Annotated in this window: 27 protein-coding genes; 6 read left to right on the top strand and 21 right to left on the bottom strand. The window is 71.3% G+C overall.

Translation table 11 applies throughout. From position 1 onward, the window contains the following. Positions 1-14: 14 nt before the first annotated feature. A complete protein-coding gene (locus ABZV94_RS04435; RefSeq protein WP_356337025.1) occupies positions 15-647 on the top strand; it encodes a methyltransferase domain-containing protein in 633 nt (210 codons plus the stop codon). Here the strand turns inward: ABZV94_RS04435 and ABZV94_RS04430 are convergent. Then, entirely contained in the window at positions 603-800 is a 198-nt protein-coding gene (locus tag ABZV94_RS04430) for a DUF397 domain-containing protein (RefSeq protein ID WP_356337023.1), read from the bottom strand. The genes ABZV94_RS04435 and ABZV94_RS04430 overlap by 45 nt on opposite strands. Then, positions 797-1,693 carry a helix-turn-helix transcriptional regulator gene (locus tag ABZV94_RS04425; protein WP_356337021.1) on the bottom strand — a complete coding sequence of 299 codons (897 nt, stop codon included), beginning with the start codon at positions 1,691-1,693 and terminating at the stop codon, positions 797-799. The genes ABZV94_RS04430 and ABZV94_RS04425 overlap by 4 nt, the downstream gene beginning before the upstream one ends. 69 nt (positions 1,694-1,762) lie before the next feature. Between ABZV94_RS04425 and ABZV94_RS04420 the strand changes: the two genes are divergently transcribed. After that, positions 1,763-2,227, top strand: a complete 465-nt coding sequence (locus tag ABZV94_RS04420) for an ATP-binding protein (protein ID WP_356337019.1) — start codon at positions 1,763-1,765, stop codon at positions 2,225-2,227. Here ABZV94_RS04420 and ABZV94_RS04415 read toward each other — a convergent pair. The 5 genes from ABZV94_RS04415 to ABZV94_RS04395 all read right to left on the bottom strand — a co-directional run bounded on the left by ABZV94_RS04415 (position 2,178) and on the right by ABZV94_RS04395 (position 7,934). Further along, positions 2,178-3,059: a LysR family transcriptional regulator gene (locus tag ABZV94_RS04415; RefSeq protein ID WP_356337016.1), complete on the bottom strand. Its 882-nt coding sequence runs from the start codon at positions 3,057-3,059 to the stop codon at positions 2,178-2,180. The two genes, ABZV94_RS04420 and ABZV94_RS04415, sit on opposite strands and share 50 nt — an antisense overlap. A 166-nt stretch (positions 3,060-3,225) precedes the next feature. Then, entirely contained in the window at positions 3,226-3,708 is a 483-nt protein-coding gene (locus tag ABZV94_RS04410; protein WP_356337014.1) for a hypothetical protein, read from the bottom strand. After that, the gene (locus ABZV94_RS04405) at positions 3,696-4,367 is read right to left on the bottom strand and encodes a hypothetical protein (protein ID WP_356337012.1); all 672 of its coding nucleotides are present in this window, start codon (positions 4,365-4,367) and stop codon (positions 3,696-3,698) included. The genes ABZV94_RS04410 and ABZV94_RS04405 overlap by 13 nt, the downstream gene beginning before the upstream one ends. A 141-nt stretch (positions 4,368-4,508) precedes the next feature. Beyond that, a complete protein-coding gene (locus ABZV94_RS04400) occupies positions 4,509-6,449 on the bottom strand; it encodes an AMP-dependent synthetase/ligase (RefSeq protein ID WP_356337010.1) in 1,941 nt (646 codons plus the stop codon). A 189-nt stretch (positions 6,450-6,638) separates the two neighbouring features. Beyond that, complete coding sequence (locus tag ABZV94_RS04395; RefSeq protein WP_356337007.1) at positions 6,639-7,934, bottom strand: acetyl-CoA C-acetyltransferase; 1,296 nt, start codon at positions 7,932-7,934, stop codon at positions 6,639-6,641. A gap of 127 nt (positions 7,935-8,061) precedes the next feature. Here ABZV94_RS04395 and ABZV94_RS04390 point away from each other — a divergent pair, with 127 nt between their 5' ends. Next, on the top strand, positions 8,062-9,363 hold the full coding sequence (locus ABZV94_RS04390; protein ID WP_356337005.1) for a 3-oxoacyl-ACP reductase: 1,302 nt from the start codon (positions 8,062-8,064) through the stop codon (positions 9,361-9,363). After that, positions 9,363-10,253: a MaoC/PaaZ C-terminal domain-containing protein gene (locus tag ABZV94_RS04385; RefSeq protein ID WP_356337003.1), complete on the top strand. Its 891-nt coding sequence runs from the start codon at positions 9,363-9,365 to the stop codon at positions 10,251-10,253. The genes ABZV94_RS04390 and ABZV94_RS04385 overlap by 1 nt, the downstream gene beginning before the upstream one ends. A 15-nt stretch (positions 10,254-10,268) precedes the next feature. On the opposite strand, the gene ABZV94_RS04380 is transcribed toward ABZV94_RS04385, so the two are convergent. The 9 genes from ABZV94_RS04380 to ABZV94_RS04340 all read right to left on the bottom strand — a co-directional run bounded on the left by ABZV94_RS04380 (position 10,269) and on the right by ABZV94_RS04340 (position 17,423). Next, positions 10,269-10,919 carry a TetR/AcrR family transcriptional regulator gene (locus ABZV94_RS04380; RefSeq protein WP_356337000.1) on the bottom strand — a complete coding sequence of 217 codons (651 nt, stop codon included), beginning with the start codon at positions 10,917-10,919 and terminating at the stop codon, positions 10,269-10,271. 39 nt (positions 10,920-10,958) lie between these two features. Continuing rightward, the gene (locus ABZV94_RS04375; protein WP_356336998.1) at positions 10,959-11,267 is read right to left on the bottom strand and encodes a DUF4229 domain-containing protein; all 309 of its coding nucleotides are present in this window, start codon (positions 11,265-11,267) and stop codon (positions 10,959-10,961) included. A gap of 81 nt (positions 11,268-11,348) precedes the next feature. Then, positions 11,349-11,873, bottom strand: coding sequence for a GNAT family N-acetyltransferase (locus tag ABZV94_RS04370; RefSeq protein ID WP_356336995.1), 525 nt, complete (start codon positions 11,871-11,873; stop codon positions 11,349-11,351). 16 nt (positions 11,874-11,889) lie between these two features. Further along, a complete protein-coding gene (locus tag ABZV94_RS04365) occupies positions 11,890-12,537 on the bottom strand; it encodes a UdgX family uracil-DNA binding protein (RefSeq protein WP_356336993.1) in 648 nt (215 codons plus the stop codon). 84 nt (positions 12,538-12,621) lie between these two features. Then, entirely contained in the window at positions 12,622-13,785 is a 1,164-nt protein-coding gene (mqnE, locus tag ABZV94_RS04360) for an aminofutalosine synthase MqnE (protein ID WP_356336991.1), read from the bottom strand. A gap of 38 nt (positions 13,786-13,823) precedes the next feature. Further along, a complete protein-coding gene (locus ABZV94_RS04355; protein WP_030640941.1) occupies positions 13,824-14,279 on the bottom strand; it encodes an Lrp/AsnC family transcriptional regulator in 456 nt (151 codons plus the stop codon). Between the two features lie 57 nt (positions 14,280-14,336). Next, on the bottom strand, positions 14,337-14,987 hold the full coding sequence (locus ABZV94_RS04350) for a UbiX family flavin prenyltransferase (protein WP_356336989.1): 651 nt from the start codon (positions 14,985-14,987) through the stop codon (positions 14,337-14,339). A gap of 79 nt (positions 14,988-15,066) precedes the next feature. Then, positions 15,067-15,969, bottom strand: a complete 903-nt coding sequence (mqnP, locus tag ABZV94_RS04345) for a menaquinone biosynthesis prenyltransferase MqnP (RefSeq protein ID WP_356336986.1) — start codon at positions 15,967-15,969, stop codon at positions 15,067-15,069. Beyond that, positions 15,966-17,423 carry a menaquinone biosynthesis decarboxylase gene (locus ABZV94_RS04340; RefSeq protein WP_356336984.1) on the bottom strand — a complete coding sequence of 486 codons (1,458 nt, stop codon included), beginning with the start codon at positions 17,421-17,423 and terminating at the stop codon, positions 15,966-15,968. Before ABZV94_RS04340 ends, mqnP begins: the two co-directional genes overlap by 4 nt. A gap of 95 nt (positions 17,424-17,518) precedes the next feature. Between ABZV94_RS04340 and ABZV94_RS04335 the strand changes: the two genes are divergently transcribed. Further along, positions 17,519-18,481, top strand: coding sequence for a 2-oxoglutarate and iron-dependent oxygenase domain-containing protein (locus tag ABZV94_RS04335; RefSeq protein ID WP_356336982.1), 963 nt, complete (start codon positions 17,519-17,521; stop codon positions 18,479-18,481). A 153-nt stretch (positions 18,482-18,634) separates the two neighbouring features. Further along, a complete protein-coding gene (locus tag ABZV94_RS04330) occupies positions 18,635-20,041 on the top strand; it encodes a condensation domain-containing protein (RefSeq protein ID WP_356336980.1) in 1,407 nt (468 codons plus the stop codon). Between the two features lie 4 nt (positions 20,042-20,045). On the opposite strand, the gene ABZV94_RS04325 is transcribed toward ABZV94_RS04330, so the two are convergent. From ABZV94_RS04325 to ABZV94_RS04305, 5 genes are all read right to left on the bottom strand, one after another. After that, positions 20,046-20,453, bottom strand: a complete 408-nt coding sequence (locus tag ABZV94_RS04325; RefSeq protein ID WP_356336977.1) for an SRPBCC domain-containing protein — start codon at positions 20,451-20,453, stop codon at positions 20,046-20,048. Positions 20,454-20,571: 118 nt separating this feature from the next. Then, positions 20,572-21,672: a c-type cytochrome biogenesis protein CcsB gene (ccsB, locus tag ABZV94_RS04320; protein WP_356336976.1), complete on the bottom strand. Its 1,101-nt coding sequence runs from the start codon at positions 21,670-21,672 to the stop codon at positions 20,572-20,574. Then, positions 21,669-23,375: a cytochrome c biogenesis protein ResB gene (locus ABZV94_RS04315; RefSeq protein ID WP_356336974.1), complete on the bottom strand. Its 1,707-nt coding sequence runs from the start codon at positions 23,373-23,375 to the stop codon at positions 21,669-21,671. Before ABZV94_RS04315 ends, ccsB begins: the two co-directional genes overlap by 4 nt. A gap of 3 nt (positions 23,376-23,378) precedes the next feature. Continuing rightward, positions 23,379-24,152, bottom strand: a complete 774-nt coding sequence (locus ABZV94_RS04310; RefSeq protein ID WP_356336972.1) for a cytochrome c biogenesis protein CcdA — start codon at positions 24,150-24,152, stop codon at positions 23,379-23,381. A 1-nt stretch (position 24,153) separates the two neighbouring features. Further along, positions 24,154-24,744: a TlpA disulfide reductase family protein gene (locus ABZV94_RS04305; RefSeq protein ID WP_356336969.1), complete on the bottom strand. Its 591-nt coding sequence runs from the start codon at positions 24,742-24,744 to the stop codon at positions 24,154-24,156. Positions 24,745-24,754 lie beyond the last annotated feature (10 nt).

Raw genomic sequence — 24,754 nt, 5'->3', positions numbered from 1 at the left:
TACGGTCCCTCCCCATGACCGACACCCGCGCCTTCTACGACACCATCGCCGAGGACTACGCCGACCACTTCCGCGACCCCCTCGCGGAACGGCCCCTGGAGCGGGCCCTGCTCAGCGCGTACGCCGAACAGGTCGGCCCCCGCGGCACGGTGGCCGACCTCGGCTGCGGGCCCGGCGACGTCACCGCCCACCTGGCCGGTCTGGGCCTGTCCGTCTTCGGCCTCGACCTCTCGGACGCCATGATCGCCATCGCCCGCCGCAGGCATCCCGCGCTGCGGTTCGAGCAGGGTTCCATGCGGGAGCTGTCCTTGGCCGACAGTTCGCTGGCCGGGGTGGTCTCCTGGTACTCCAGCATCCACACACCCGTGGACGAACTCCCCGACCTGTTCGCCGAGTTCCACCGCGTACTGGCTCCCGGCGGGCGGCTCCTCCTGGCCTTCCAGGTCGGGGACGTACCGCTCCGTCTCGAACACCCCTTCGGCCATGACGTGGCCCTCGACTACCACCGGCGCCGCCCCGAGCAGATGGCGGACCTGCTCACCGACGCCGGCTTCACCGTCCGCTCCACCACCGTGCGCGGGCCCGAGGTGACGCGCGGCGAATCACCCGTCCCGCAGGCGTTCCTTCTCGCCCAGAAGGAACGCTGACCAGGCGGACGGGGTGACGGTGACGTGGGCGGCGAGGGGTTGCTTCGAGTCGCGGATGTGGATGGCGGTGGGGCGGGCGGCGACTTCGACGCAATCGCCGCCTTCGCCACTGCTGTAGCTGGACTTGAACCAACCCAGGTTCTCGACGCTCATAGCTCCTCCAGCTTCTTCGCAATCAGAGACCGGGACTCCACGGGACTGAGTGCCATCGCGCGCATGATCCCATAACGATCGGCGATCTTGCGGACCTCCTCCCGGTCCGTGATGAGCCGGGGGTGGCTCTGCGCCTCCGTGTACGCCACCTGCGTCTGCCCTCTCGGGACCAGGAGGTTGAACGCGCTGTCCAGGTTGGGGTGTTCCTCCAAGCGCGTAGGCATCACCTGGATCTCCACGTTCTTCATGCTGCCGACCTCCAGCAGGTGGCGCAGCTGCTCGGCGTGGACTTGCCGTCCTCCGATCGGCCGGTCGAGCACGACCTCTTCGAGGACGTAGCTCACGATGGGCGGCGGCCACCTCTCGAAGACCTGTTGGCGCGAGAGGCGGTCGGCGACCCGCTTCTCGATGGTTTCCTCACTGAGGAACGGGCGCCGCTTGGCGAACACCACCCGTGCATGCGCCTCGGTCTGCAACAAGCCCTGCACCGCATGGTTGGAGTAGTGGTGCAGCTCCACAGCCTCCGCTTCCATCGCCGCGTAGTTCCGGTACCACTCCGGGTGCCGGGTCCGCGCCTTGGCCATCGCCTCCTCGACCTCCGGGATGACGTCCGTGAACAGCCCGTCGGCCTGGAGGATCTTGTCCGCCCTCCGCAGGAACTCGGGCCTCGGCGTCCGCACCCCCCGCTCGATGGCCGAGATCAGATCCGGGCCGTACCCCGCCAGCCGGCCGAACTCCCTCTGGTTCAGTCCGGCCTTCTCCCGCAGCAACTTCAGCTGCTTGCCGATGAGGACGAACACCGCGTGCGACCCGTTCGCCTCCGCCGGTGTCTCCGGCCTCCGCTCCTCCGACACGACACCCTCCACGACACCCGTACACCAGACGATCCGCACCCGTACGACTACGGAGCGTCGCCAGGATTTCCCTGGTCAGGGTAGAGAGAAGTGACCACTGTCGGTGATGTGAACGTAGAAATCTCCACCCCCGCAACCGAACTCGTCCAACGGCTCAGCGCGACGCCGCGAGGCGCCCGGCTGGCCCGGCGGCTCACCGGTACCGCGCTCGCCACCTGGGGATATCCCCATGACGGCGAGCTCAGCCACACCGCCCAGCTCATCGTGGCCGAACTCGCCGCCAACGCCGTCACCCACGGTCGCGTACCGGGCCGGGACTTCGAACTGCGGCTCGCGCTGCGCCCCGCCGAGGACACCTTGCGCATCGAGGTGAGTGACGCCCGCGGCGACCGCGCCCTCCGCTTCCTCGACGGGGGGCTGGAGGACGAGAACGGCCGGGGTCTCGTGATCGTGCAGGTGCTGGCCACACTGTGGGGCGTGTCCGGGCGGGACGTCGGCAAGACGGTCTGGGTGGAGCTGGCGCTCAGCGCAACGCGGCGACCGTGTCCGCGAAGGCCCGGGCCGGCGGGCTGAGCGCGTCCCAGCGGCGGACGGCCCAGCCGACGGGGAGGGGACGCAGGCCTGGCAGCGGGACCAGGCGAAGTGGGCCGTCGCCGGGGACGGGCAGTCCCGGTACGGCCGGGACGACCGCCCTTCCGATCCCCAGCTCGGCGAGCAGCAGGGCCGTGTCCCAGTCGGCCACGCTCGGCTCGTAGGCGAACCGGACGCCGCGTTCGGCGCACGCCGCTTCCAGGTGGGCGGCGGACGTGGAGTTCGGCGGGAGCCGGATGACCCGGGCGCCGGACAGCTCGGCCGGGTCCAGGTACGGGCGGCCGGCCAGCGGGTCGTCCGCCCGGACCGCGAGGAGCCACGGCAGCTCCGCGACCGTCCGCTGCTCGATGCCGCGGACCGGCGGGCCGATGGTGATCCAGGCGAGGTCCAGCGTGCCGTCGGCGAGGGCGTCGAAGCTGCCCCGGCCCGAACTGACCGTACGGAACTCCAGGTTGACCGTGGGGTGCCGGCGGCGGAACGCGACGACCGCGTCGGACATGAAGTGCCGGACGGTCGTCGCGCCGGTGGCCACGCGGACGTACCCGTTGTGGCCGTCGACCAGGTCGCGGAGCTGTCGTACGGCGACGTCCAGGGCGTTGATGCCCTCGCCCGCGGCGGCCTCCAGTATCCGGCCGGCCTGCGTCGGGACGACCCCGCGCGGCCGGCGTTCCAGCAGGGCAACGCCGGTCTCCCGCTCCAGCCGCTTGACGTGCTGGCTGACGGCGGACTGGGTGCGGCCGAGGTCACGGGCGACCGAGCTGAGGCTGCCCGCACGGCACACGGCGATGAACACACGGAGGTCTTCGAGCGTCACAAGACCCAAGCTAACACTGGGGTTTGAGGAGGAAACCCAAGGATTGACTGGGCTCAGGACAGCGCGCGAGGATCGTGGGCGGGCCGCGACCGACCCAAGGCGGCAACCCGCTCCCCGCCCCGCCGAGTCCGGAGGAGGTGGGACCAGCGAGGAGCGGGTGCCGACCCTAACGTCCCACGGTGATGGCCCACCGGACGCCGGAGGGTGCGGTCACACTCACCGTTCCCCGAGCGCGGGTTCGCTTCAGATTCAGCTGGTTGTAGGTGCTGCTGACCTCACCGGCAACACACTGCAGCGGGAAGCGCAGGCCGGCCGGTTGGACCAGGACCGTCAGCTCACCCTCGCCTTGGCAGTTCACCATGACGGACAGCGGCCCGGCCCTCAAGCCGCCCTTGATGTCGATCTCCCTGTTGCCGACGGCGTTCGCCGCCGTGGCGACGACGTCCCCGTCCGGCAAGGTGGGTGCCTTGGTCACGGATTCACCGGGGACATGCTCCGCACGACCGGGCGTCCGCGACTGCGCCGAAGGGGTCACAGAGGAAGGAGAAGAGGTTCGCCGGGCGTCCGGGGTATCGCCGTCGTCGCCGGTACAGCCGACAGCGAGCGCGGCGACGGCGGCCAGCACCGCCGCGGGCATCAGCTTTCCCACAGGTACCAACCCACCCGCCAGGGGGAGTAACTGACCACGGTGTGCTCCGGCGTGGTGGTGCAGTTGGCGTGCAGCCAGTAGCTCTTCCCCGTGTGCTTGATGCGCCATACGCCGTACGTCGCGTGGGTGGACTTGTGCGCCGGCGTGTCCACCGAGATGGAGTTCCCCAGTTTGGCCGTGAGCTTGGCGGACACCGACACCTCGTACTTGGCCTTGACCCTGGCGAGCAGCGTTCCCACCGACGTCTCCAGCTTGCCGGTGACGGCTACGCCTACTTCCCCGGTGACCTCCGAGGTGAAGGTCGACTTGGCCGTCCTGGACGTGTCGTTGTAGTTCGAGTTGGTGGGGCCGACGGCCCGGTGATACTTACGACCCTGTTTGGTGGGAATGTAAACGCCGTGAGCCGGACTGCAGTCCACCCCGGCCGGCACCTCACCGGGAAGCGGCGGCTTGCCGTCGGGCGCGGGTTCTTCGGGCTGCTCGTCCACCGCATCGGCCGGGACCTCGGTGAGATCTTCTTCAGGCTGTTCGGGCGGAGACGCATTGACGACCGGGTCCTCGGCTTGTGCGGCCGAAGAGGCGGGCGACGGTGCGTCTTCGGCGAACGCGGGCCCAGCCAGGGCGGCGGACAGCAGCAGAGCTGCCGTAGGGACGAACATGAGGCGATGTGCTGAGGCTTTCACGGAAACGCCCGTCCGGTGGGGACCGCTGGAGGCGGTCGGACACCTGAACGTATGGCAGGGACATGCCGGAGTCGAAGGCTCCGCTGATCTTCTGAGGAAGACCTGAGGTGAAAGCCCTCAGCGCTCGTACAGCCCCTCCACCTCCGTCGCGAAGTCCCGCAGGATCTGCTCGCGCCGTAGCTTCATGGACGGGGTCAGGTGACCGGCCGCCTCCGTGAAGTCCACCGGGAGGACGGCGAAGCGGCGGATGGACTCGGGGCGGGAGACCATCCTGTTGGCCTCGTCCAGTGCCCTTTGCAGGACCGCGCGCAACTCCTCGTCGTCGACCAGGAGTTCCGGCGGTACCGGGTGTTTTCCGATCATCTGGCGCCAGTGGGTGATGCCGTCGGGGTCCAGGGTGATCAGGGCGGCGACGTAGGGGCGGCCGTCGCCCACCAGCATCACCTGGGAGATCAGCGGGTGCTGGCGCAGCCAGTTCTCCAGCGGGGCCGGGGCCACCGACTTGCCGCCCGCCGTGATCAGGAGTTCCTTCTTGCGTCCGGTGATGGTCAGGTAGCCCTCGTCGTCCAGTTCGCCGAGGTCGCCCGTGGACAGCCAGCCGTCGCGGGTCGCCGGGACCACTCCACCCGCCTGGGGGTCCCAGTAGCCGCGCAGGACGTGGTCGCCGCCGATGAGGATCTCGCCGTCCGCCGCGAGCCTCACCCGCGTGCCGGGCAGCGGCCAGCCGACCGTGCCGAGCCGGGGTTTCAGGGGCGGGGTGACGGTGGAGGCGCCGGTGGTCTCCGTGAGGCCGTAGCCCTCGAAGATCTCGATGCCGGCGCCGGCGTAGAACGCGGCGAGGCGCCGGCCGAGCGGGGAGCCGCCGCAGATGGCGTACCGGACGCGGCCCCCCATGGCGGCGCGGATGCGGCGGTAGACGAGGGGGTCGTAGAAGGCGCGCTGTGTCTTCAGGGCGCGGCCCGGGCCGGTGCCCGCGCCGGTCTGGCGGGCCTCCAGCGCCTCGCCGTAGCGCTCCGCGACGGCCGCGGCGCGGTCGAAGACGGACGCCCGGCCACCGGCCTCCGCCTTGGCGCGCGCGGAGTTGTAGACCTTCTCCAGCATGTAGGGGATGGTCAGCAGGCAGGTCGGCTTGAAGGCGTCCAGGTCCGGGAGGAGGTCCTGCGGGGCGAGGCTGGGGGCGTGGCCGAGGCGGACCCGGGCGCGGACGCAGGCGATGGCCACCATGCGGCCGAAGACGTGGGACATGGGGAGGAAGAGCAGGACCGAGGGGTCTTCGCCCTTCGCCTTGAAGACGGGGTAGAGGAGTTCGATCGCGTTGTCGACCTCGGCGAAGAAGTTGCCGTGCGACAGGGCGCAGCCCTTGGGGCGGCCGGTGGTGCCCGAGGTGTAGATGAGCGTCGCGAGCGTGTCGGGGCCGAGCATGCCCCGGCGTACGCCGGTCTCACCCTCGGGTACGAGTGCGCCCGCTTCGGCGAGCCGGGCCACGTGGTCCTTCTCCATCACCCACAGGTGCCGCAGGTCGGGCAGGTGCGCGAGTTCGGGGCCGATGGCGGCGGCCTGGGCGGCGGTCTCGGTGACGAGGGCGACCGCGCCGGAGTCGTGCAGGATCCAGCGGGTCTGGAAGACGGAGGAGGTCGGGTAGATCGGGACGGTGACCAGGCCGGCCGCCCAGGCGGCGAAGTCGAGCAGGGTCCAGTCGTACGTCGTGCGGGACATGACGGCGATGCGGTCCCCGGGCATCAGCCCTTCGGCGATCAGGCCCTTGGCCACGGCCTGCACCTCGGCGGCGAAGCGGGCGGCCGTCACGTCCGTCCAGCGGCCGTCGGAGCGCTTGCGGCTGAGGACGACCTGCTCGGGGGCGGCCTCCGCGTTCTCGTACGGGAGGTCGGCGAGGGAGCCGTGGGTGACCGGGGGTGCGAACGGGGGGACGGCCACTTCCCGTACGGCCCCGTCGAGCCGGCGTATCTCGGGTTCGACGAGGACCGGGCGGCCGTCGTAGTCGGTGGCGGAGACCGGGGTGCCGGAGGAGGCGGGCGGGGTCGGGTACGGCGTGGACACGGGCGGCTCCTCTGGCGTGCGTGCACCTGCGGTGAGCCTTTCACGGAAAGGGGTTACCGCTGGTTAGGCAGGTGATCGTACGACTCCACTGTGAGGGGGTTGTGCGGGTTCGGGGAGGGTCCGGGGCCGGGGATGTGCAGCCTCGGGGGTTATGTGACGGCTGTTCAACTCTGGCCGCTCGCACCGGTGTCAGGGGCGTTCCAGGATCGCCGTCACGCCCTGGCCGCCCGCCGCGCAGATCGAGATCAGGCCCTTGCCCGGGCCCTCCCGCTCCGCCAGTTGCCTGGCCAGGGTGGCCACGATGCGGGCGCCCGTCGCCGCGAAGGGGTGGCCGGTGGCCAGGGAGGAGCCGGTGGCGTTCAGACGGGCGCGGTCCACGGGCGGCAGGCCCCGCTTCTCCCAGGCCGCCAGCGTGGCCAGCACCTGGGAGGCGAAGGCCTCGTGGATCTCCACCAGGTCGAAGTCGGCCAGGTCCAGGCCGGTGCGTTCCAGCAGGCGCGGCACCGCGTACGCCGGTGCCATCAGCAGGCCGTCCGCACCGTCCGCGCCGTCGGTCACGTCCCCGTGGACGAAGTCGACGGCCGCCGTCTCGTACGCGGTCAGGTACGCCAGCGGTTCCAGGCCGCGCGCCTCGGCCCACTCCTCGCTCGCCAGCAGGACGAGGGCCGCGCCGTCCGTGAGGGGGGTGGAGTTGCCGGCCGTCATGGTGGCGTCGGGGTGGTCCGTGCCGAACACCGGCTTCAGGGCCGCCAGTTTCTCCGGGGTGGAGTCGGGGCGCAGGTTCTGGTCCCGCTCCAGGCCCCGGAAGGGGATCACCAGGTCCGTGAAGAAGCCCCGCTCGTAGGCGGCGGCGAGGCGCTGGTGGCTGGTGGCCGCCAGTTCGTCCTGGGCCCGGCGGGAGATGCCCCAGGCGCGGGCGGTGACCGCCGCGTGCTCGCCCATCGACAGGCCGGTGCGCGGCTCGGCGTTGCGCGGGATGTCCGGGACCAGGTGCGCGGGGCGGATGCGGGCCAGCGCCTTCAGGCGGGCGGACGCGGTCTTCGCCCGGCGGGCCTCCAGGAGGATGCGGCGCAGGAAGTCGTTGACGCCCAGGGGCGCGTCGCTCGTCGTGTCGGCGCCGCCCGCCACCGCCGACTCGGTCTGACCGAGGGCGATCTTGTTGGCGGCGGCGACGACGGCCTGGAGTCCGGTGCCGCAGGCCTGCTGGATGTCGTAGGCGGGGGTGCGCGGGTCCAGCCGGGAGCCGAGCACGGTCTCGCGGGCCAGGTTGAAGTCCCGGCTGTGCTTGAGGACCGCGCTGGCGACGAACTCGCCGACCGCGCCGGGACCGTGCAGGCCGTAGCGGTCGGCGAGGCCGTTCAGGGCGGCGGTCAGCATCTCCTGGTTGCTCGCCGTGGCGTAGGGGCCGTCGGAGCGGGCGAAGGGAATGCGGGTGCCGCCGAGCACCGCGACCCGGCGTGCGCGGGGTGGCTCCAGGGGGCTCATGTCGATCTGCTCCTCACCCGTGGCGGTGGCTCACCCGGCTGTGGCCCACCTCGGCTTACCTTCGGTAACCTTACTCAAGAGTAAGCACATTCCAGCTCTTCGGACCCGAGTCGCGCGGGAGTCGCACATGGCCGACCGCTACCTCAGCTTCACCGGCACGGCCCCCGGCCGTTTCCTCACCCGGCGCCTGGGCCTGCCCCAGCCGGCCGAGCTGATCCGGTGGTCACCGCAGCGGCCCGCGCTGCCGGGCCCCCTGCTGCACCTGACCGCCGGGAAGTCCGCCCTCGACCTGGCGCCCGTCCTCGGCCGTACCGGCCTTCCCCCCGGCGACCGGGAGCCCGCCGCCGTCGTCCTGGACGCCACCGGGGTGCGGGACGTCGACACGCTCGCCGAGGTGCACGCGGCCCTCCACCCCGTCGTACGGTCGGTCGCCCCGAGCGGCCGGGTGCTGGTGCTGGGCGCCCCGCTCGACCCCGCCGACCACCACCGGTCGGCCGCCCAGCAGGCCCTGGAAGGATTCACCCGCTCGCTCGGCAAGGAGATCGGGCGGGGCCGGACCGTCAACCTGGTCCGGCTGACGGACGCCGGCGCCGCCGAGTCCACCCTGCGGTTCCTGCTCTCCCCCCGCTCCGCCTACGTCAGCGGCCAGGTGATCGAGGTCGGCGACGGAGCGGTCACCGCCCCCGCCGACTGGGCACAGCCGCTCGCCGGGCGGACCGCGCTGGTCACCGGGGGCGCGCGCGGCATCGGTGAGGCCGTCGCCGGGACGCTGGCGCGGGACGGCGCCCGGGTCGTCGTCCTCGACGTGCCCGGCGCCGAGGCCGACGCCCGCCGGGTCGCGGAACGGCTCGGCGGCACGGCCCTCGCCCTCGACATCACCGCCGCCGACGCGGGCGAGCGCATCGCCGCCGCCCTCCCCGACGGGCTGGACGTCCTCGTCCACAACGCCGGCGTCACCCGGGACCGGCGGCTGGCCAACATGCCGGCGGACCGGTGGCAGGCGGTGCTGGAGGTCAACCTGGGCAGCGTGCTGCGCGTCACCGACGCTCTGCTCGCGCGGGGCGCCCTGCGCACCGGCGGGCGGATCGTGGCCACCGCCTCCATCGCCGGGCTCGCGGGCAACGCGGGCCAGACCAACTACGCCGCGAGCAAGGCGGGGATCGTCGGGCTCGTCCGGTCCCTGGCGCCGCGCGTGCTCGCCGAGCACGAGGTGACCGTGAACGCGGTGGCGCCCGGGTTCATCGAGACGAGGATGACCGCCGCGATCCCGCTGTTCATCCGGGAGGCGGGCCGCCGCATGAACTCCCTGGCGCAGGGCGGGCTGCCCGTCGACGTCGCCGAGACCACCGCCTGGCTCGCCCACCCGGCCTCCGGCACGGTCAACGGCCAGGTCGTCCGCGTCTGCGGCCAGAGCCTGCTGGGGGCGTGATGACCGCCGTCACCCTGACCGCGCCGCCCGCGCTGGCCCCGCTGCTGGCCCGGGGCGCCCTGCGCTCCCCCTTCAAGCGCCCCGCCCCCGACGCGGCGTTCCCGCGCACCCGCCTGGTACTGCCCGGCGTCCGCGTGGACCTGGCGAAGCTGACCGCGTACGAGCGGGTCTGCGGCTTCCCGACCGGCGAGCCCGACCTGCCGGTCACCTACCCGCACGTCCTCGGCTTACCACTGGCCATGCGGCTGATGAGCGCGCGGGACTTCCCGCTGCCGCTGCTGGGGCTGGTGCACACGTCGATCGAGATCACGCGGGGCGCCGCGCTGGCGGCCGACGGGGCGTACGAACTCGGTGTGCGGATCGCCGGGTTGGCCCCGCACCGGCGCGGGACGGAGGCGACGGTGGTGACGGAACTGCGGTCGGCCGGGAGCGTGGTGTGGGAGTCCCGGAGCACGTATCTGGCCCGGCACCGCACCGGCTCCGGCTCCGGCTCCGGCTCCGGCTCCGGCTCCGGCTCCGGCTCCGGCATGCCACCCGGGCAAGGGCAGGACACCGGTGCCGCGCTGCCCGTCGTCGCCGAGTGGCGCCTCGCCGGGGACGTGGGGCGGCGCTACGGTGCCGCGTCCGGCGACCGCAACCCCATCCACCTGCATCCCCTCACCGCCCGCCTCTTCGGCTTCCCCCGGGCCATCGCGCACGGCATGTGGACCCTGGCCCGCTGCCTGGCCGCCCACGGCATGCCCGACGCGACCGAGGTACGGGCCCGGTTCCGGGCGCCGGTGCTGCTGCCGGGGACCGTGGCCTACGGGGCGGACGGGAGCGGGCGGTTCGAGTTGCGGGGCGCCGGGGACGGGCGGGTGCACGTGGAGGGCGACGTGCGGGGGAGGTGACGGACGTCGCGCCGCTCAGGCCGGCTCGGCCGGCGGTGTCCACATCCGGCCCCGCATCAGGTTGCCCAGGCCCGCCCACGCGAAGTTCATCAGGGTGGCCGCCGCCTGGCGGGCCGTCGTGCCCGGGGTGGCGTTGGCCCATGCGGCGAGGGACTCGGCGGCGCCGACGAGGGCCTCGGCCAGGCCGGCCACCTCGTGTTCGGGCAGGTCGGGGTCGCGGTGGGCCTCGCGGGCCGCGACGGCGACCAGGCGGGTCACGAACGCGACGATCTCCGCCCGCATCGCGGCGACCTCGGCCGCGAAGGGCTCCCCGTGCGTGCGGGCCTGGAGGTGCAGCACCGACCAGCCGTCGGGATGCTCGGCGGTGTGCGCGAAGAACGCCCTGAGGCCGTCCCAGAGTTGCCGGTCGGCGGGCAGCCCCGGCCGGACCCCCGCGCGCACGGCCTCCGTGAGCGCGGCGGCCTCGCGGCGGATGCACGCGGTGAAGAGGTCTTCCTTCGAGTTCAGGTACAGATAGACCAACGGCTTGGACACGCCCGCGAGTTCGGCGATCTCGTCCATCGAGGCGGCCATGTACCCGCGCTGCCCGAAGATCCGTACGGCAGCGTCGAGCATCTGCTGCTCCCGCACCGCCCTCGGCATCCGTTTGGTCTTGACGGCACCCATGAGGGCAAGCCTAGGGCCTGTCGTTCGGGTCGGGCCGGATCAGCTGGACGCGGTGGCCCCGCCCTGCGCCCGGGACGCGTCGTCGGCGCCGTCCTCCTGGCTGCGGTTGGCGTCCAGGTTGGCCTTCATCCGGTCGACCTTGTGCACGATCTGCACGGAGGCCCGGTCCCGCTCCTTGCGCAGCACCACCCAGCTGATCGGTGCCGACAGGACCAGGGCGAGCAGCAGGACCCACAGTCCGTTGGACTCGCCGAAGCCGCGCGGGAAGATGCCCGAGTAGACGGCTCCCCAGACGATCACGAGGCAGCCCGCGAAGATACCGAGGCGCATCAGCGTGTAGCGGAGCATCTCAATCCACTCGTCCGTTTCCAAAAGGGGTCATCGTCCAGTGAAGCACGAGCGGTGGGCGATCACGCAGGGGGGTCGGCGTCAGCGGAGCGGCAGCAGCATGACGATGTCGTCGCGGTCGTCCCCGGGCGCGACCCGGATGGCGTCCGGGACCCGCCCGACCTCCTTGTAGCCGCAGGAGCCGTAGAACCGCTCCAGGCCCAGCCCGCCCCGGCAGGTCAGCCGGATCGCCTCGATGCCGTCCGTGGCGCGGGCCGCGTCCGCGGCGGCGGCCAGCAGGTCGCGGCCGTGGCCCCGGCCCTGGTGGCGGGGGTGGACCATCACCGTGTACAGCCACAGCCAGTGGGTCATCAGCCGGTGGGTGTTGCGGGTGAGGAAGGCGGTCGCGGCCACCTCGCCGGCCTCGTCGTGGCCGACGAGCAGCCGGGTGCGGCCCTCGGCCATCTGCGCGAAGTGCCGTACCAGCTCCGGGCGTATCTCCTCGCGGTTCGCCGGCGCCACGAAGCCGACGGCGCCGCCCGCGTCGGTGACGTCCGCCCACAGGTCGAGGATGCCGTCGCGGAGGGCGGGGGTGACGGCGGGGTCCAGGGTGAAAGTAAGAGGCACGGCGGCAGCTTACTTATTACCCAAGGGCGCGTGCAGCCACCTTCAGGTCGGCCACCAGGCCCTGGTACGCCTGCTCGCGGTCGTCCGCGCGCAGCACGGCCGACGGATGCACGGTCGGCACCAGGCGCTCCGGCCGGCCGTGGATCTCCTCCTCCAGTACGGTCCCGCGCACCTGGCTCACCCGGAACGACGACCCCAGCAGCGCCTTCCCGGCCGTCGCGCCCAGGATCACGATCAGTTCCGGCTCCACCAGCGCCAGCTCCGCCGCGAGCCAGGGACCGCAGGCCGTCATCTCCCGCAGGCTCGGCGCCTTGTGGATGCGGCGCTTGCGGGGTTCGGCCTGCGTGAACTTGAAGTGCTTGACCGCGTTGGTGACGTAGGCCTCGCAGGGGTCGATGCCGGCCTCCGCCAGGGCCCGGTCGAGCAGCTTGCCGGCCGGGCCGACGAAGGGCCTGCCCTGCCGGTCCTCCTGGTCGCCGGGCTGCTCCCCGACGAGCATCACGCGGGCGCCGGTGTCTCCGGCGCCGAAGACGGTCTGGGTGGCGGCGCGGTGCAGGGGGCAGCCGCGACAGCCTGCGGCGGCCTGGCGGAGAACGTCCAGGTCCGCTCCCTCGGGAACGAAGGGAGCCGCGTCGTACCGGTCTTCGGGTGCCTTCGTGGGCATGCGTCCCGAGTACCCACCCGGGGGCGCGGGGAACTGCGCGACCAGCCCCCACGCTCCCGCACCCGCACCGCTACGTGCCGCGCCTCACACCCGCATCGGCTGGGGGGACTCCCGGCGCGCCGGGTCGGGGCCCTCGTACTCGCGGATGATCTCGTACCGCGTGTTCCGCTCCACCGGGCGGAAGCCCGCGTCGCGGATCAGTTCCAGCAGGTCCTCGCGGGTCAGCTTGTTCGGGGTGCCGAAGTTGTCCGCGTCGTGGGTGATCTTGTACTCCACCACCGACCCGTCCATGTCGTCGGCGCCGTGCTGGAGGGCCAGCTGGGCGGTCTGCACGCCGTGCATGACCCAGAAGACCTTGACGTGCGGCACGTTGTCGAACAGCAGCCGCGACACCGCGAAGGTCTTCAGCGCCTCCGCGCCGGTCGCCATCCGGGTGCGCGCCTGGAGGGTGTTGCGTACCTTGCCGTCCTTCATGTCCACGAAGTCGTGCTGGTAGCGCAGCGGGATGAAGACCTGGAAGCCGCCGGTCTCGTCCTGAAGTTCCCGCAGGCGCAGGACGTGGTCGACGCGGTGGCGGGGCTCCTCGATGTGGCCGTACAGCATGGTGCACGGGGTCTTCAGACCCTTCTCGTGCGCCAGGCGGTGGATGCGGGACCAGTCCTCCCAGTGGGTGCGGTGGTCCACGATGTGCCGGCGGACCTCCCAGTCGAAGATCTCCGCGCCGCCGCCGGTCAGCGACTCCAGGCCCGCGTCGATCAGCTCGTCCAGGATCTCGGAGGCCGACAGACCGCTGATGGTCTCGAAGTGGTGGATCTCCGTCGCCGTGAAGGCCTTCAGGGAGACGTTCGGCAGGGCCTTCTTCAGCTCGCGCAGGGAACGCGGGTAGTAGCGCCACGGCAGGTTCGGGTGCAGGCCGTTGACGATGTGCAGCTCGGTGAGGTTCTCCGACTCCATCGCCTTGGCGAGCTTGACGGCCTCCTCGATGCGCATCGTGTACGCGTCCTTCTCGCCCGGCTTGCGCTGGAACGAGCAGTAGGCGCAGGAGGCCGTGCACACGTTGGTCATGTTCAGGTGCCGGTTGACGTTGAAGTGGACGACGTCACCGTTCTTGCGGGTCCGCACCTCGTGGGCGAGCCCGCCGAGCCAGGCCAGGTCGTCCGACTCGTAGAGCGCGATGCCGTCCTCGCGGGTCAGCCGCTCACCGGAGCGGACCTTCTCCTCCAGCTCGCGCTTGAGCCCGACGTCCATACCCACACCTTTCTACGACAACGCGACCCACGGTATCCCTAGACCTCCTCGGGCAGTTCCCCGACCCGGTTCTCCCACTTGGTGGACAGCACGATCGTGGTACGGGTGCGGGAGACGCCCTTGGTGCCGCTGAGCCGGCGGATGGTCTTCTCCAGGCCGTCCACGTCCGTCGAGCGGACCTTGAGCATGAAGGAGTCGTCGCCGGCGATGAACCAGCAGTCCTCGATCTCCGGCAGGTCCCTGAGGCGCTGCGCGACGTCCTCGTGGTCGGCGGCGTCCGAGAGCGAGATACCGATCAGGGCGGTGACACCGAGGCCGAGGGAGGCCGCGTTCACCGTGGCGCGGTAGCCGGTGATGACACCGGCCGCCTCCAGCCGGTTGATGCGGTCGGTGACGCTGGGGCCCGACAGGCCGACCAGGCGCCCCAGCTCCGCGTACGAGGCCCGGCCGTTCTCCCTCAGGGCCTGGATGAGCTGCCTGTCCACCGCGTCCATGCGATCGAAGCCTTCCGGTGAAAGTTCCTGGAGTGATGAGGGGTACTGCTGCTTGCCTTACGAGCCGGGTGTGCCGCCGCCCAGCTCGCCCTTCCAGCGCCGGTACAGGCCGTGTGCGACACCCGCCGCGTCCAGCACGCGCCCGGCGACGAAGTCCACCAGGTCCTGGATGTGGGTGGCGCCCGCGTAGAAGGCGGGCGAGGCGGGGACGACCGTGGCGCCGGCGTCGTCCAGCGCGACGAGGTGCCGCAGCGTCTGCCCGTTCAGGGGGGTTTCCCGTACGGCCACGACCAGCGTCCGGCGTTCCTTCAGTGTGACGCTCGCCGCGCGCTGGAGCAGATCCTTGGACAGGCCGAGCGCCACACCGGCCACCGAGGCGGTGGAGGCGGGCACGATGAGCATGCCCTTGGCCGGGTACGACCCCGAGGACGGGCCGGCGGCGAGGTCGCCCGCGCTCCAGTACCGCACCCCGCTGACGTCCACGTCGAAGGTGCCGGGCTTGCCGTCGGCGCCACGGCCCAGCCATTCCCGCAGGTCGTCCTGCCAGTGGGCGTCCCGGAACGAGATGCCCGTCTCGTCCAGCAGCGTCAGCCGCGAGGCCCGGCTGACCACGAGGTCCACCGCTTCCCCGGCCTCCAGCAGCGCCCGCAGCACGGCAGCCGCGTACGGCGTCCCGGAAGCTCCGGACACCCCCACGATCCAAGGCACACGCTGCGTTTCTCCTGCGTTCACACCTTGAGCGTACCGGCGCGCCCGGCCGCCCTCAGGCCGGGTGGTGCCGGTCCGCTCACACGGTCAGGCCGCGTACGAGGAGATCGAGCAGCGCGCACACGAACAGGGCGATGCCGATGAACCCGTTGACCGAGAAGAACGCCCTGTTCAGGCGGGACAGGTCGTGGGGCCGGACGATGGAGTGCTCGTAGAGGAAGGCGCCGGCGACGATCAGCAGGCCCAGCCAGAAGAACGCTCCGGCGTGGGTGGCCAGGCCGTACCAGACGAACAGGGCCGTGGTGATGGCGTGGCACACCCGCGCGCCCCGGATCGCGGCCGGGACACCGAAGCGGGCCGGAACCGACAGCACGCCGATCTCGCGGTCGGTCTCGACGTCCTGGCAGGCGTAGATCAGGTCGAAGCCGCCGATCCAGATGCCGACGGCGAGGCCGAGGATCACCGCCGTCCAGGACCACTCCCCGCTGATCGCCAGCCAGCCGCCGATGGGCCCCATGGACTGGGCGAGACCCAGGATGGCCTGCGGGAAGTTCGTGAACCGCTTGCCGTAGGGGTAGACCACCATCGGGATCACCGCCACCGGCGCGAGCGCCAGGCAGAGCGGGTTCAGCAGGGCGGCAGCGCCCAGGAAGACCACCAGCGCGATCAGCGCGCCGGTCCAGGCGTGCCGGACCGACATGGCGCCGGTGACGAGTTCCCGGTGGGCCGTGCGCGGGTTCCGGGCGTCGATCTCGCGGTCGATGATCCGGTTGACCGCCATGGCGAAGGTGCGCAGGCCGACCATGCAGATCGTGACGAGCAGCAGACGGGCCCAGTGGATGTTCCGGTCCCACTCGTACATCGCCGTGAGGGAGGCGATGTAGGCGAAGGGGAGCGCGAAGACCGAGTGCTCGATCATCACCAGGCGCAGGAACGCCTTGGTGCGGCCGGGCCGGGGGATGGCGGCAGAGGCCGACGTCACAGTCCGTACTCCTTCCAGCGGCGGTCCACCAGAGCCGCCGTATCCGGGTCCGACAGGACCATGTCGGGCCAGCCGCCGTCGCGGGTGTAGCCCTCCTCGGGCCACTTCCGGGTCGCGTCGATGCCCGCCTTGCCGCCCCAGAACTGCTGGTAGGAGGCGTGGTCCAGATGGTCGACGGGACCCTCCACGACCGTGAGGTCGCGGGCGTAGTCGGTGTTGCCGAGGGCCCGCCAGGCGACCTCGTGCAGGTCGTGCACGTCGCAGTCGGCGTCCACGACCACGATCAGCTTGGTCAGGGACATCATGTGCGCCCCCCAGATCGCGTGCATCACCTTCTGCGCGTGCTTCGGGTACTTCTTGTCGATCGAGACGATCGCGCAGTTGTGGAAGCCGCCGGCCTCGGGCAGGTGGTAGTCCACGATGTCCGGGACGATGATCTTGAGCAGGGGCAGGAAGAAGCGTTCCGTGGCGCGGCCGAGCGGGCCGTCCTCCGTCGGGGGCCGGCCGACCACGATCGACTGGAGCAGGGGGCGCCTGCGCATCGTCACGCAGTCGATCCTCAGGGCCGGGAAGGGCTCCTGCGGGGTGTAGAAGCCGGTGTGGTCGCCGAACGGGCCCTCGGGGAGCATCTCGCCGGGCTCCAGCCAGCCCTCCAGCACCACCTCGGCGTTCGCCGGAACCTGGAGCGGGACCGTCTTGCAGTCGACCATCTCGATCCGCTTGCCCGCGAGGAAGCCGGCGAAGAGGTATTCGTCGATGTCACCGGGGAGCGGGGCGGTGGAGGCGTACGTCACGGCGGGCGGACACCCGAAGGCGATGGCCACCGGGAGCCGCTCGCCCCTGCGGGCGGCCATCTGGTAGTGGTTCCGGCTGTCCTTGTGGATCTGCCAGTGCATGCCGATGGTGCGCTTGTCGTGCCGCTGGAGGCGGTACAGGCCCAGGTTCCGGATGCCGGTCTCGGGGTCCTTGGTGTGGGTCAGGCCCAGGTTGAAGAAGGAACCGCCGTCCTTCGGCCAGGTGAACAGCGCCGGGAGCCGCTCCAGGTCGACGTCGTCGCCGTGCAGGACGACCTCCTGCACCGGCGCGTTGTCGGGCTTCACCTTCTTCGGCGGGACGTGGGCCATCGCGCCCAGCTTCCCGAACGCCTCGCGGACGCCGACGAAGCCGTGCGGCAGCTCGGGCCGCAGCAGCCCGCCGATCTTCTCGGAGATCTCGCCGTACGACTTCAGGCCCAGCGCCTTCAGCAGGCGGCGGTCGGTGCCGTACACGTTCATGGCGAGGGGCATGTCCGAGCCGCGCACGTGCTCGAAAAGCAGCGCCGGACCGCCGGACTTCTGCACCCGGTCGACGATCTCCCCGACTTCCAGGTACGGGTCGACCTCGGCCTTGATGCGCTTGAGGTCGCCCTCGCGCTCCAGCGCCCGCAGGAAGGAGCGAAGATCGTCGTAAGCCATGTGCCCAAGTATCGCCGACGTACCGCTTTGTCCTCGCGGCCACCCCCGGGTCACCGGGCGGCCGGGGAGAGTGAACCCGCCCGAGGAGTGGAAGCATGGCTGGTGTGATTCCCACCATCGATCTGCGGATCTGGACCGAGGGGGACGCGATGCGGCGGGCCGTCCTCGCCCGCACCGTCGACCAGGCCCTGCAGTCCGCCGGTTTCCTGCTGGTCACCGGGCATGGCGTGGACCCCGCGCTGCGGGCCGGGATCCGGTCGGCCGCCCGGGAGTTCTTCCTGCTGCCCGTGGAGGTCAAGCAGCGCTACGCGGCGAAGGTCGGCGGGCGCGGCTGGCTCGGGCCGGGCGCCGAGGCCAACGGGTACGCGGAGGGCACCGAGACCCCGCCGGACCTGAAGGAGTCGCTGACCTTCGCCACCGCGGAGCCGTTCGAGGACCCGGTCGTCAACGCCGAGTGGTACAAGCCCAACGTGTGGCCGGCGGAGGTGCCCGCGCTGCGCCCGCTGTGCCAGGAGTACCTGGGCCGGATGGTGGCGCTGGAGAAGGAGCTGCTGGCCCTGCTGGCCTGCGCGCTGGGGCTCGGCGCCGACTTCTTCACCCGGCACATGGACCACCCGACGTACGGCTTCAACATCAACTGGTACCCGGGGACGGAGATCGTCGGCGCGCCCGCGCCCGGGCAGTTCCGGATCGGGCCGCACACCGACTTCGGAACCGTCACCGTCCTCGACCGGCAGGCCGGCAAGGGCGGGCTCCAGGTGTACACCGACGCGGACGGCTGGCAGGACGCGCCGTACGACCCGGCCGCGTTCACGATCAACATCGGTGACCTGCTGGCCCGTTGGACCGGGGACCGGTGGCGGTCCGGGCGGCACCGGGTGCTGCCGCCGCCCGTCGACGCGCCCGCCGAGGAGCTGATCTCGCTCGTCTACTTCGGCGAGTGCACCCCGGGCACGCTGGTGGAGTCCCTTCCGGCGCCGGTGGGCCGGGTGGCGTACCCGCCCGTCGACTCGCACGTGTACCTGCGGGAGAAGCTGGACTCGATCACCGTCGAGTGAACCCCTGACCGGTCACCGACGGTTATTCACTTCCGCGTTCGGCCCGCCACCCGATCCGTTGAAATGAACCGGCCGGGCATGTCCCGCCCGCGTCCCACGGCATTGGCTTCCAGGGGGCCCGCATCCAGGGGCCCCTTCTGCGATGGGAGACGCGTGCGAATCACTGACATCCAGCGCTGCGAGGTCCGGCCGGGACGGCTCGTCGAGTGGACGTTGAGCCCGGCGACCGTCGCGGCGGCGACGGCGCTCCCCGAGGACTCCCGGCCGCCCGCCTACATCCAGGAGTCGCACATCAGGACGGCCAAGTGCGTCCGGGAGGACGGGCTCTTCGTGCCGACCTGGCTCGGCACCGCCTTCGACCTGCCCGGCCCCGTCGACCTGGACGTGCTGGAGCGGGCGCTGCGCGCCTGGACCGTACGACACGAGACGCTGCGCAGCGGCTTCCGCTGGGCCGGTGACGAACTGCGCCGCTTCACGCTCGACCCGGCCGACGTGTCCCTGCGCCGGGCGGAGGCGGGCCACTTCACCGACGCCGGTGACCTCGTCCGGCACCTCCAGGACCGCTTCGACACGGTCGCGGACGCCCTGCGCTGGCCCAACCTGATCTACACGGCGGTCGTACGGGACGACGGCGCGAGCGTGTACATGGCCTTCGACCACAGCAACGTCGACGCCTACTCCCTGCACCGGCTCGTCGCCGAGATCCACGAGCTGTACACGGCGGGCCTCACCGGGACCGAGCCCGACTCCGCCGCACCGGCCGCGAGTTACGTCGACTTCTGCGAGATCGAGCGCGCGGACGCGGACGGCATCGACGGCCGGCACGCGTTCGTGGACCGCTGGCGGGAGTTCATCCACCGCTGCGACGGCACGCTGCCGGGCTTCCCGGTGGACCTGGGCCTGACCCCGGGCGGCCCGCTGCCCACGCAGCGGATGCTGTGCGAGCCGCTGGCGGACGCGGACGCGGCGGCGGCGTTCGAGGCGTACTGCCGGCCGTACGGCGGCAGCCTCGTCGGGCTGCTGGCCGCCACCGGGCTGATCGTGCACGAACTCGGCGGGCAGCCGGTGTACCGGACGGTGGTGCCCTTCCACACGCGGGTGAAGTCGCGGTGGACGGACTCGGTGGGCTGGTACGTGGGCGGCGCGCCGATCGAGGTGCCCGTGGGCCGCACCCGCGGCTTCCCGGAGGCCCTGCGGGCGGTCCGCGCCGAGCTCCAGGCGAACCGGGCGCTGGCCCGGATGCCGCTGGCCCGGGTGCTGAGCCTGCTCGGCGCGGACTTCCGGCCGACCTCCCCGGACCTGTACTCGATCGTGTCGTACGTCGACACCCGCGCCATCCCGGGCGCCGAGCGGTGGGCGGAGCTGAAGGCGTACGGGCTGATGCGGGTGTCCTACGGCGACCAGGTGTGCGTGTGGGTGAACCGGCTGCCCGACGGACTGTGGCTGGCGAGCCGCTACCCGGACACGGACATCGCGGCGAAGAACATGCGGCTGTACGTCGAGCGGCTGCGGGACCGGATCGCCTCGGTGACCCACGGCAGCCTGCCCGCGGTCTCCTAGGCGCTCAGCCCCGTCCCGGCTCCAGATCCTCGATCAGGCGTTCGAAGCGGCTCCGCCAGCGCTGTTCCGACTCCTCCTCGCCCTGGAACTCGTGGGTGAAGCGGAGCACGCTGCCGTCCTCCCCGTCCCGCTCCAGATGGAACCGGAGCCGGCCGCCGCCCTCGACCGTGTACTCCGCGACGCGGTCCACGTCCCACGCGGTGACCTGCCCGCCACCCAGATCACGCAGGGCGACCGCACCGCCGAGCCGGGGTTCGAGCACATCGGCCGCGGTGAACCAGGACGCCAGCCCCTCGGGCGTGGCCAGCGCGGGCCAGACCTCCTCCATGCGCCGCGGGAGCCGCACCACGAAGTGCAGGATGCGCGTGTTCCCGTGCGTCTGGCTGGTGCCCTGTGCGATGGAACCGCTCATGACACCAGCCTGCCCCCGGGCCCGGGGATACGCACGCGGTTACGGCCGCCTCCGGACGGCGAAGGCCGGTCCCCGTGACCCGTGTCACCGGAAACCGGCCCTCTCTCGGCGGTGGCGGTCACACGCCCGCGTAGGAGTGCTTGCCGCTGACGAAGATGTTGACGCCGTAGTAGTTGAACAGCCAGCAGCCGAAAGCGATCAGCGCCAGGTAGGCGGCCTTGCGGCCCTTCCAGCCGGCCGTCGCCCGGGCGTGCAGGTAGCAGGCGTAGGCGATCCAGGTGATGAAGGACCAGGTCTCCTTCGGGTCCCAGTTCCAGTACCGGCCCCAGGCGTCGCCCGCCCAGATCGCGCCCGCGATGATCGTGAACGTCCACAGCGGGAAGACGGCCGCGTTGACCCGGTAGGCGAACTTGTCCAGGGACGCGGAGGCGGGCAGCCGCTCCAGCACCGAGGAGGCGAACTTCCCGGGCCTGCCGCCCAGCTGGAGCTTGTTCTCGTACGAGTCCTTGAACAGGTACAGGATCGTGGCGACCGCGCCGACGTAGAACACGGCACCGCAGAAGATGGCGGTGGAGACGTGGATGTACAGCCAGTACGAGTGCAGGGCCGGCACCAGCTGGTCGCTGGCCGTGTACAGGACGGTGACCGCGAGGCCCAGGTCCAGCAGGACCGTGGTGACGAGGAACAGGCCGAGCCAGCGCACGTTCTTCTTCAGCGCCAGCAGCGCGAGGTACACGCCGACGGCGACCGTGGAGAAGGTGATGTTGAACTCGTACATGTTGCCCCACGGCGCCCGCTCCACGGAGGCCGCGCGGGCGACGACGCCGCCCAGCTCCACGAGGAACGCGAGCACGGTGAGGGAGATGGCGATCCGGCCGTAGAGGTCGCCCTGCTCGTCGCCGCCGTGCGCGCCGGGCCCGTCGGGCACGTCCCGCGCGCCGGACGCCGAGCGGACGACGACCTTCGGCCGCTCCAGGACGGCGGTGCCGCCGGCCCGCTTCACGGTGACGGCGGGCCCGTCCGCCCTGCGCTCGCTGTCGGCGGTGAGCGCGGCGGCCGTACGGGCGACCTTGCTGCGGCTGCCGAACAGCCACTCGGCGATGTAGGCGAAGAAGGCCAGGGTGTAGACCGCCATCGACGAGTAGATCAGCGTGTTGCTGATGCTCGCGAGGTGTTCGTTGGTCGCGGCGGCGAGATCGGTTGCGGCGGCGAGAGTCACTTCTCAGCCCCTTCGGCAGGTACGACTTGGGGGTCGGGGGTTGCTGCGGAGTCGTCGGGGTCGGGTGCCCCCGGCGCCTGGTCGTAGAGGATTCCGGCGAGGTCGCCCAGCTCCTCGGGCACCTTCGCGGACTCGCTGCGGCCGAGCCCGGCCATCTCGACCACCGTGACGCCGTCCGCGCCGCGCACCGCGCGCACCCAGACCCGGCGGCGCTGGATGAACAGGGACGCGGCGAGGCCGAAGATCGCGGCGAGGGCACCGGTGAGCGCCCAGCCGCCGCCCGGCTCCTGGACGATCTCGAAGCCGGCCCACTCCTTGATGTCCTTCTCGAAGGTGATGGAGCCGGCGCCGCCGGGCAGCGTCATGGTGTCGCCCGGCTTCAGCAGCTTCTTCAGCAGCTGGCCCTTGGCGTCCTCGAACGCCTTCATGTGCTTCTTGTCCAGCTGGTACACGCTCTGCGGGAGACCCGAGTTCACGCCCAGGTCGCCGTGGTAGGCGTTCACCGCGAGCACCGGGTTCAGCAGGGCCGGGAACTGGGAGAGCATCGTCCCGCTCCGCGTGTCGAGCGTCGGCGCGAAGAACGCCTGGAAGCCGAGCTGCTCCTTCTTGCCCTGGGGGTCGCGGTAGCCGTCCATCACCTTGACCACGCCGTTGGAGCTGACGTTGCCGTCGAGCGGCAGCAGCGGCACGGCGTCGTGGTAGACCACCTTGCCCTTGCCGTCCCGGACGGTGATGACGGGCGCATAGCCGTGGCTGACCAGGTAGACCTTGGCGTCGTCGATCTTCAGCGGCTCGTTGACCTTGACGGTCGTCGACCGTTCCCTGCCGTAGGCGCCCTTGCTGTAGGTGATCTTCGCCTCGTAGGTGCGCGGGGTGCCCCGGTTGGGGCCGCTGACCTCGTAGGTGCCCTTGAAGTCCTTCAGGTCGAAGCTGAACGGCACCAGGTCGTCGTTCTGGAACAGGCTGCCGGACTTGAAGTCGTCGTACATCGGCAGCGCGTTGGAGAAGCCGTCGCCCTCGACCATCAGCTTGGTGCCGTCGGACTTGTACAGCTGGCCCGAGGCGAAGGCGACCAGCAGCACGATCAGGGCGATGTGGAAGACCAGGTTGCCCAGCTCGCGCACATAGCCCTTCTCGGCGGCCACGGCGTCACCGGCGACGTGGGCGCGGAAGCGGCGCTTCTTCAGCAGCGCGAGCGCGGCCTCGCGGACCCGCTCCGGGTCCTCGGTGGTGCGCCAGGTGGTGTGGGCGGGCAGCCGGGTCAGCCGCTTGGGCGCGCCCGGCGGACGGCCGCGCAGCTGGCCGACGAACTGCCAGGTGCGGGGCACGATGCAGCCGATGAGGGAGACGAACAGCAGGATGTAGATCGCGGAGAACCACACCGAGCTGTAGACGTGGAACAGGCCGAGCTTGTCGTAGACGGGCGCGAGCGTCTTGTGGGCGGCGCGGAAGTCCTCGACCTTGCTCGCGTCGGCACCGGTCTGCGGGATCAGCGAGCCGGGGATCGCGCCGAGCGAGAGCAGCAGGAGCAGCAGCAGCGCGACCCGCATGGAGGTCAGCTGCCGCCAGAACCAGCGCGCCCAGCCGATGACACCGAGGCCGGGCAGGATCGTCTGCTCCTCCTGCGGCGCGGTGGACAGCTGGGAGCCGGCCGCGCCCAGCTCCTCGCGGTCCTGGCTCGTGTCGGTGTCGGTCTTGCTCATCGGTCAGATCCCCACATTGAAGCCGCCGGACCAGGTCTGCATCTGCTGCACCAGACTGTTCCAGGCACCGGTCAGCAGCAGCACACCGGTCAGGATCATCATCGAGCCGCCGATGCGCGTCACCCACACATAGTGGCGCTTGACCCAGGCGAAGGCGCCGAGGGCCTTGCGGAAGCCGATCGCTGTGAGCACGAAGGGCACGCCGAGGCCGAGGCAGTAGACGACCATCAGCAGGGAGCCGCGCGCGGCGCTCGACTCCTGGAAGGAGAGGAAGTTCACCGAGGAGAGCGTCGGGCCCATGCAGGGCGTCCAGCCGACACCGAAGAGGGCGCCGAGTACGGGCGCCCCCAGCAGACCGCCCGTGGGCCGCTTGTGGAAGCGGAACTCGCGCATGGTGAACCAGGGCAGGAGCCCCATGAAGAAGACGCCCATGGCGATCATGAGGACGCCGAGCACCTTGGACAGGGTGTCCTGGTAGTCGATCAGGTTGGAGCCGAAGTAGCCGAAGAGCGCACCGCCGGAGACGAACACGGCGCTGAAGCCGAGCACGAACAGGGAGGCGCCGGCCACCATCCGCCCCCGTCTGGCCTCGGCCAGGTCGGTGCCCGCGACGCCGGTCACGTAGGAGAGGTAACCGGGGACCAGCGGCAGCACGCAGGGCGAGAAGAAGGAGACGAGCCCGGCGAGCAGCGCGACCGGCAGGGCGACCAGCAGGGCGCCGTGCAGGACGGTCTCGTTGCGGCCCGTCTCCGCGGCCAGCGTCAGCAGTGCGCTCACGTCACTTCTCCGCGAGGACCGGCTTGAGCATCTTCAGCAGGCCCGTGTCGTCGAGCGCCTCCAGGGCCCGCGCGGCGACCTTGCCGTTCCGGTCGATGACGAGCGTGGAGGGGATGAGCTGGGGGTTGAGGGTGCCCTTCTTGAACCGGAGCATCAGCTTGCCCGTGGGGTCGTACAGGCTCGGGTACTCGACGCCGTGCTCCTTCTCGAAGTTCACGGCCGGGGTGGTGCTGGTGTCCCGGGTGTTGATGCCGACGAACTGGACGCCCTTGTCCTGGTACTCCTTGGAGACCTTGGCGAAGTACTGCGCCTCCTCGCGGCAGGGTCCGCACCACGAGCCCCAGACGTTGATGACGACGACCTTGCCCTTGTAGTCGGCGACGTCCAGGGTCTTGCCGTCGATGGTCTTGCCGGACAGGTCCGGGGCAGTGGCGCGCTTGCCGGCGGGGACGGTGTCGATGCCGTTGTTGCCGGTGACGAAGTGGGTGTCGCCACCGCCTCCGGAGGTGCCGCCCTTTCCGCACGCGGACAGGGTCACGGCCGCGACGGCGGCCACAGCGCTGAGCAGGACGGCGCGGCTACGGGTACTCATGTGAAAAGTT

Origin of the sequence: Streptomyces sp. NPDC004658 (assembly GCF_040609555.1) — a bacterium.
Classification (GTDB): domain Bacteria; phylum Actinomycetota; class Actinomycetes; order Streptomycetales; family Streptomycetaceae; genus Streptomyces.
Note: the sequence above shows the minus strand (reverse complement) of the source record. Positions and strands in the feature narration are given on the sequence as shown.

Coding starts and splice junctions, on each gene's coding strand:
- ABZV94_RS04305 (WP_356336969.1), bottom strand. CDS start 24,744: ATGAGTACCCGTAGCCGCGCCGTCCTGCTCAGCGCTGTGGCCGCCGTC.
- ABZV94_RS04430 (WP_356337023.1), bottom strand. CDS start 800: ATGAGCGTCGAGAACCTGGGTTGGTTCAAGTCCAGCTACAGCAGTGGC.
- ABZV94_RS04435 (WP_356337025.1), top strand. CDS start 15: ATGACCGACACCCGCGCCTTCTACGACACCATCGCCGAGGACTACGCC.
- ABZV94_RS04390 (WP_356337005.1), top strand. CDS start 8,062: ATGGCCGACCGCTACCTCAGCTTCACCGGCACGGCCCCCGGCCGTTTC.
- ABZV94_RS04340 (WP_356336984.1), bottom strand. CDS start 17,423: ATGGCTTACGACGATCTTCGCTCCTTCCTGCGGGCGCTGGAGCGCGAG.
- ABZV94_RS04325 (WP_356336977.1), bottom strand. CDS start 20,453: ATGAGCGGTTCCATCGCACAGGGCACCAGCCAGACGCACGGGAACACG.
- ABZV94_RS04365 (WP_356336993.1), bottom strand. CDS start 12,537: ATGCCCACGAAGGCACCCGAAGACCGGTACGACGCGGCTCCCTTCGTT.
- ABZV94_RS04335 (WP_356336982.1), top strand. CDS start 17,519: ATGGCTGGTGTGATTCCCACCATCGATCTGCGGATCTGGACCGAGGGG.
- ABZV94_RS04375 (WP_356336998.1), bottom strand. CDS start 11,267: ATGCTCCGCTACACGCTGATGCGCCTCGGTATCTTCGCGGGCTGCCTC.
- ABZV94_RS04385 (WP_356337003.1), top strand. CDS start 9,363: ATGACCGCCGTCACCCTGACCGCGCCGCCCGCGCTGGCCCCGCTGCTG.
- ABZV94_RS04315 (WP_356336974.1), bottom strand. CDS start 23,375: ATGAGCAAGACCGACACCGACACGAGCCAGGACCGCGAGGAGCTGGGC.
- ABZV94_RS04355 (WP_030640941.1), bottom strand. CDS start 14,279: ATGGACGCGGTGGACAGGCAGCTCATCCAGGCCCTGAGGGAGAACGGC.
- ABZV94_RS04395 (WP_356337007.1), bottom strand. CDS start 7,934: ATGAGCCCCCTGGAGCCACCCCGCGCACGCCGGGTCGCGGTGCTCGGC.
- ABZV94_RS04405 (WP_356337012.1), bottom strand. CDS start 4,367: ATGTTCGTCCCTACGGCAGCTCTGCTGCTGTCCGCCGCCCTGGCTGGG.
- mqnE (WP_356336991.1), bottom strand. CDS start 13,785: ATGGACGTCGGGCTCAAGCGCGAGCTGGAGGAGAAGGTCCGCTCCGGT.
- ABZV94_RS04380 (WP_356337000.1), bottom strand. CDS start 10,919: ATGGGTGCCGTCAAGACCAAACGGATGCCGAGGGCGGTGCGGGAGCAG.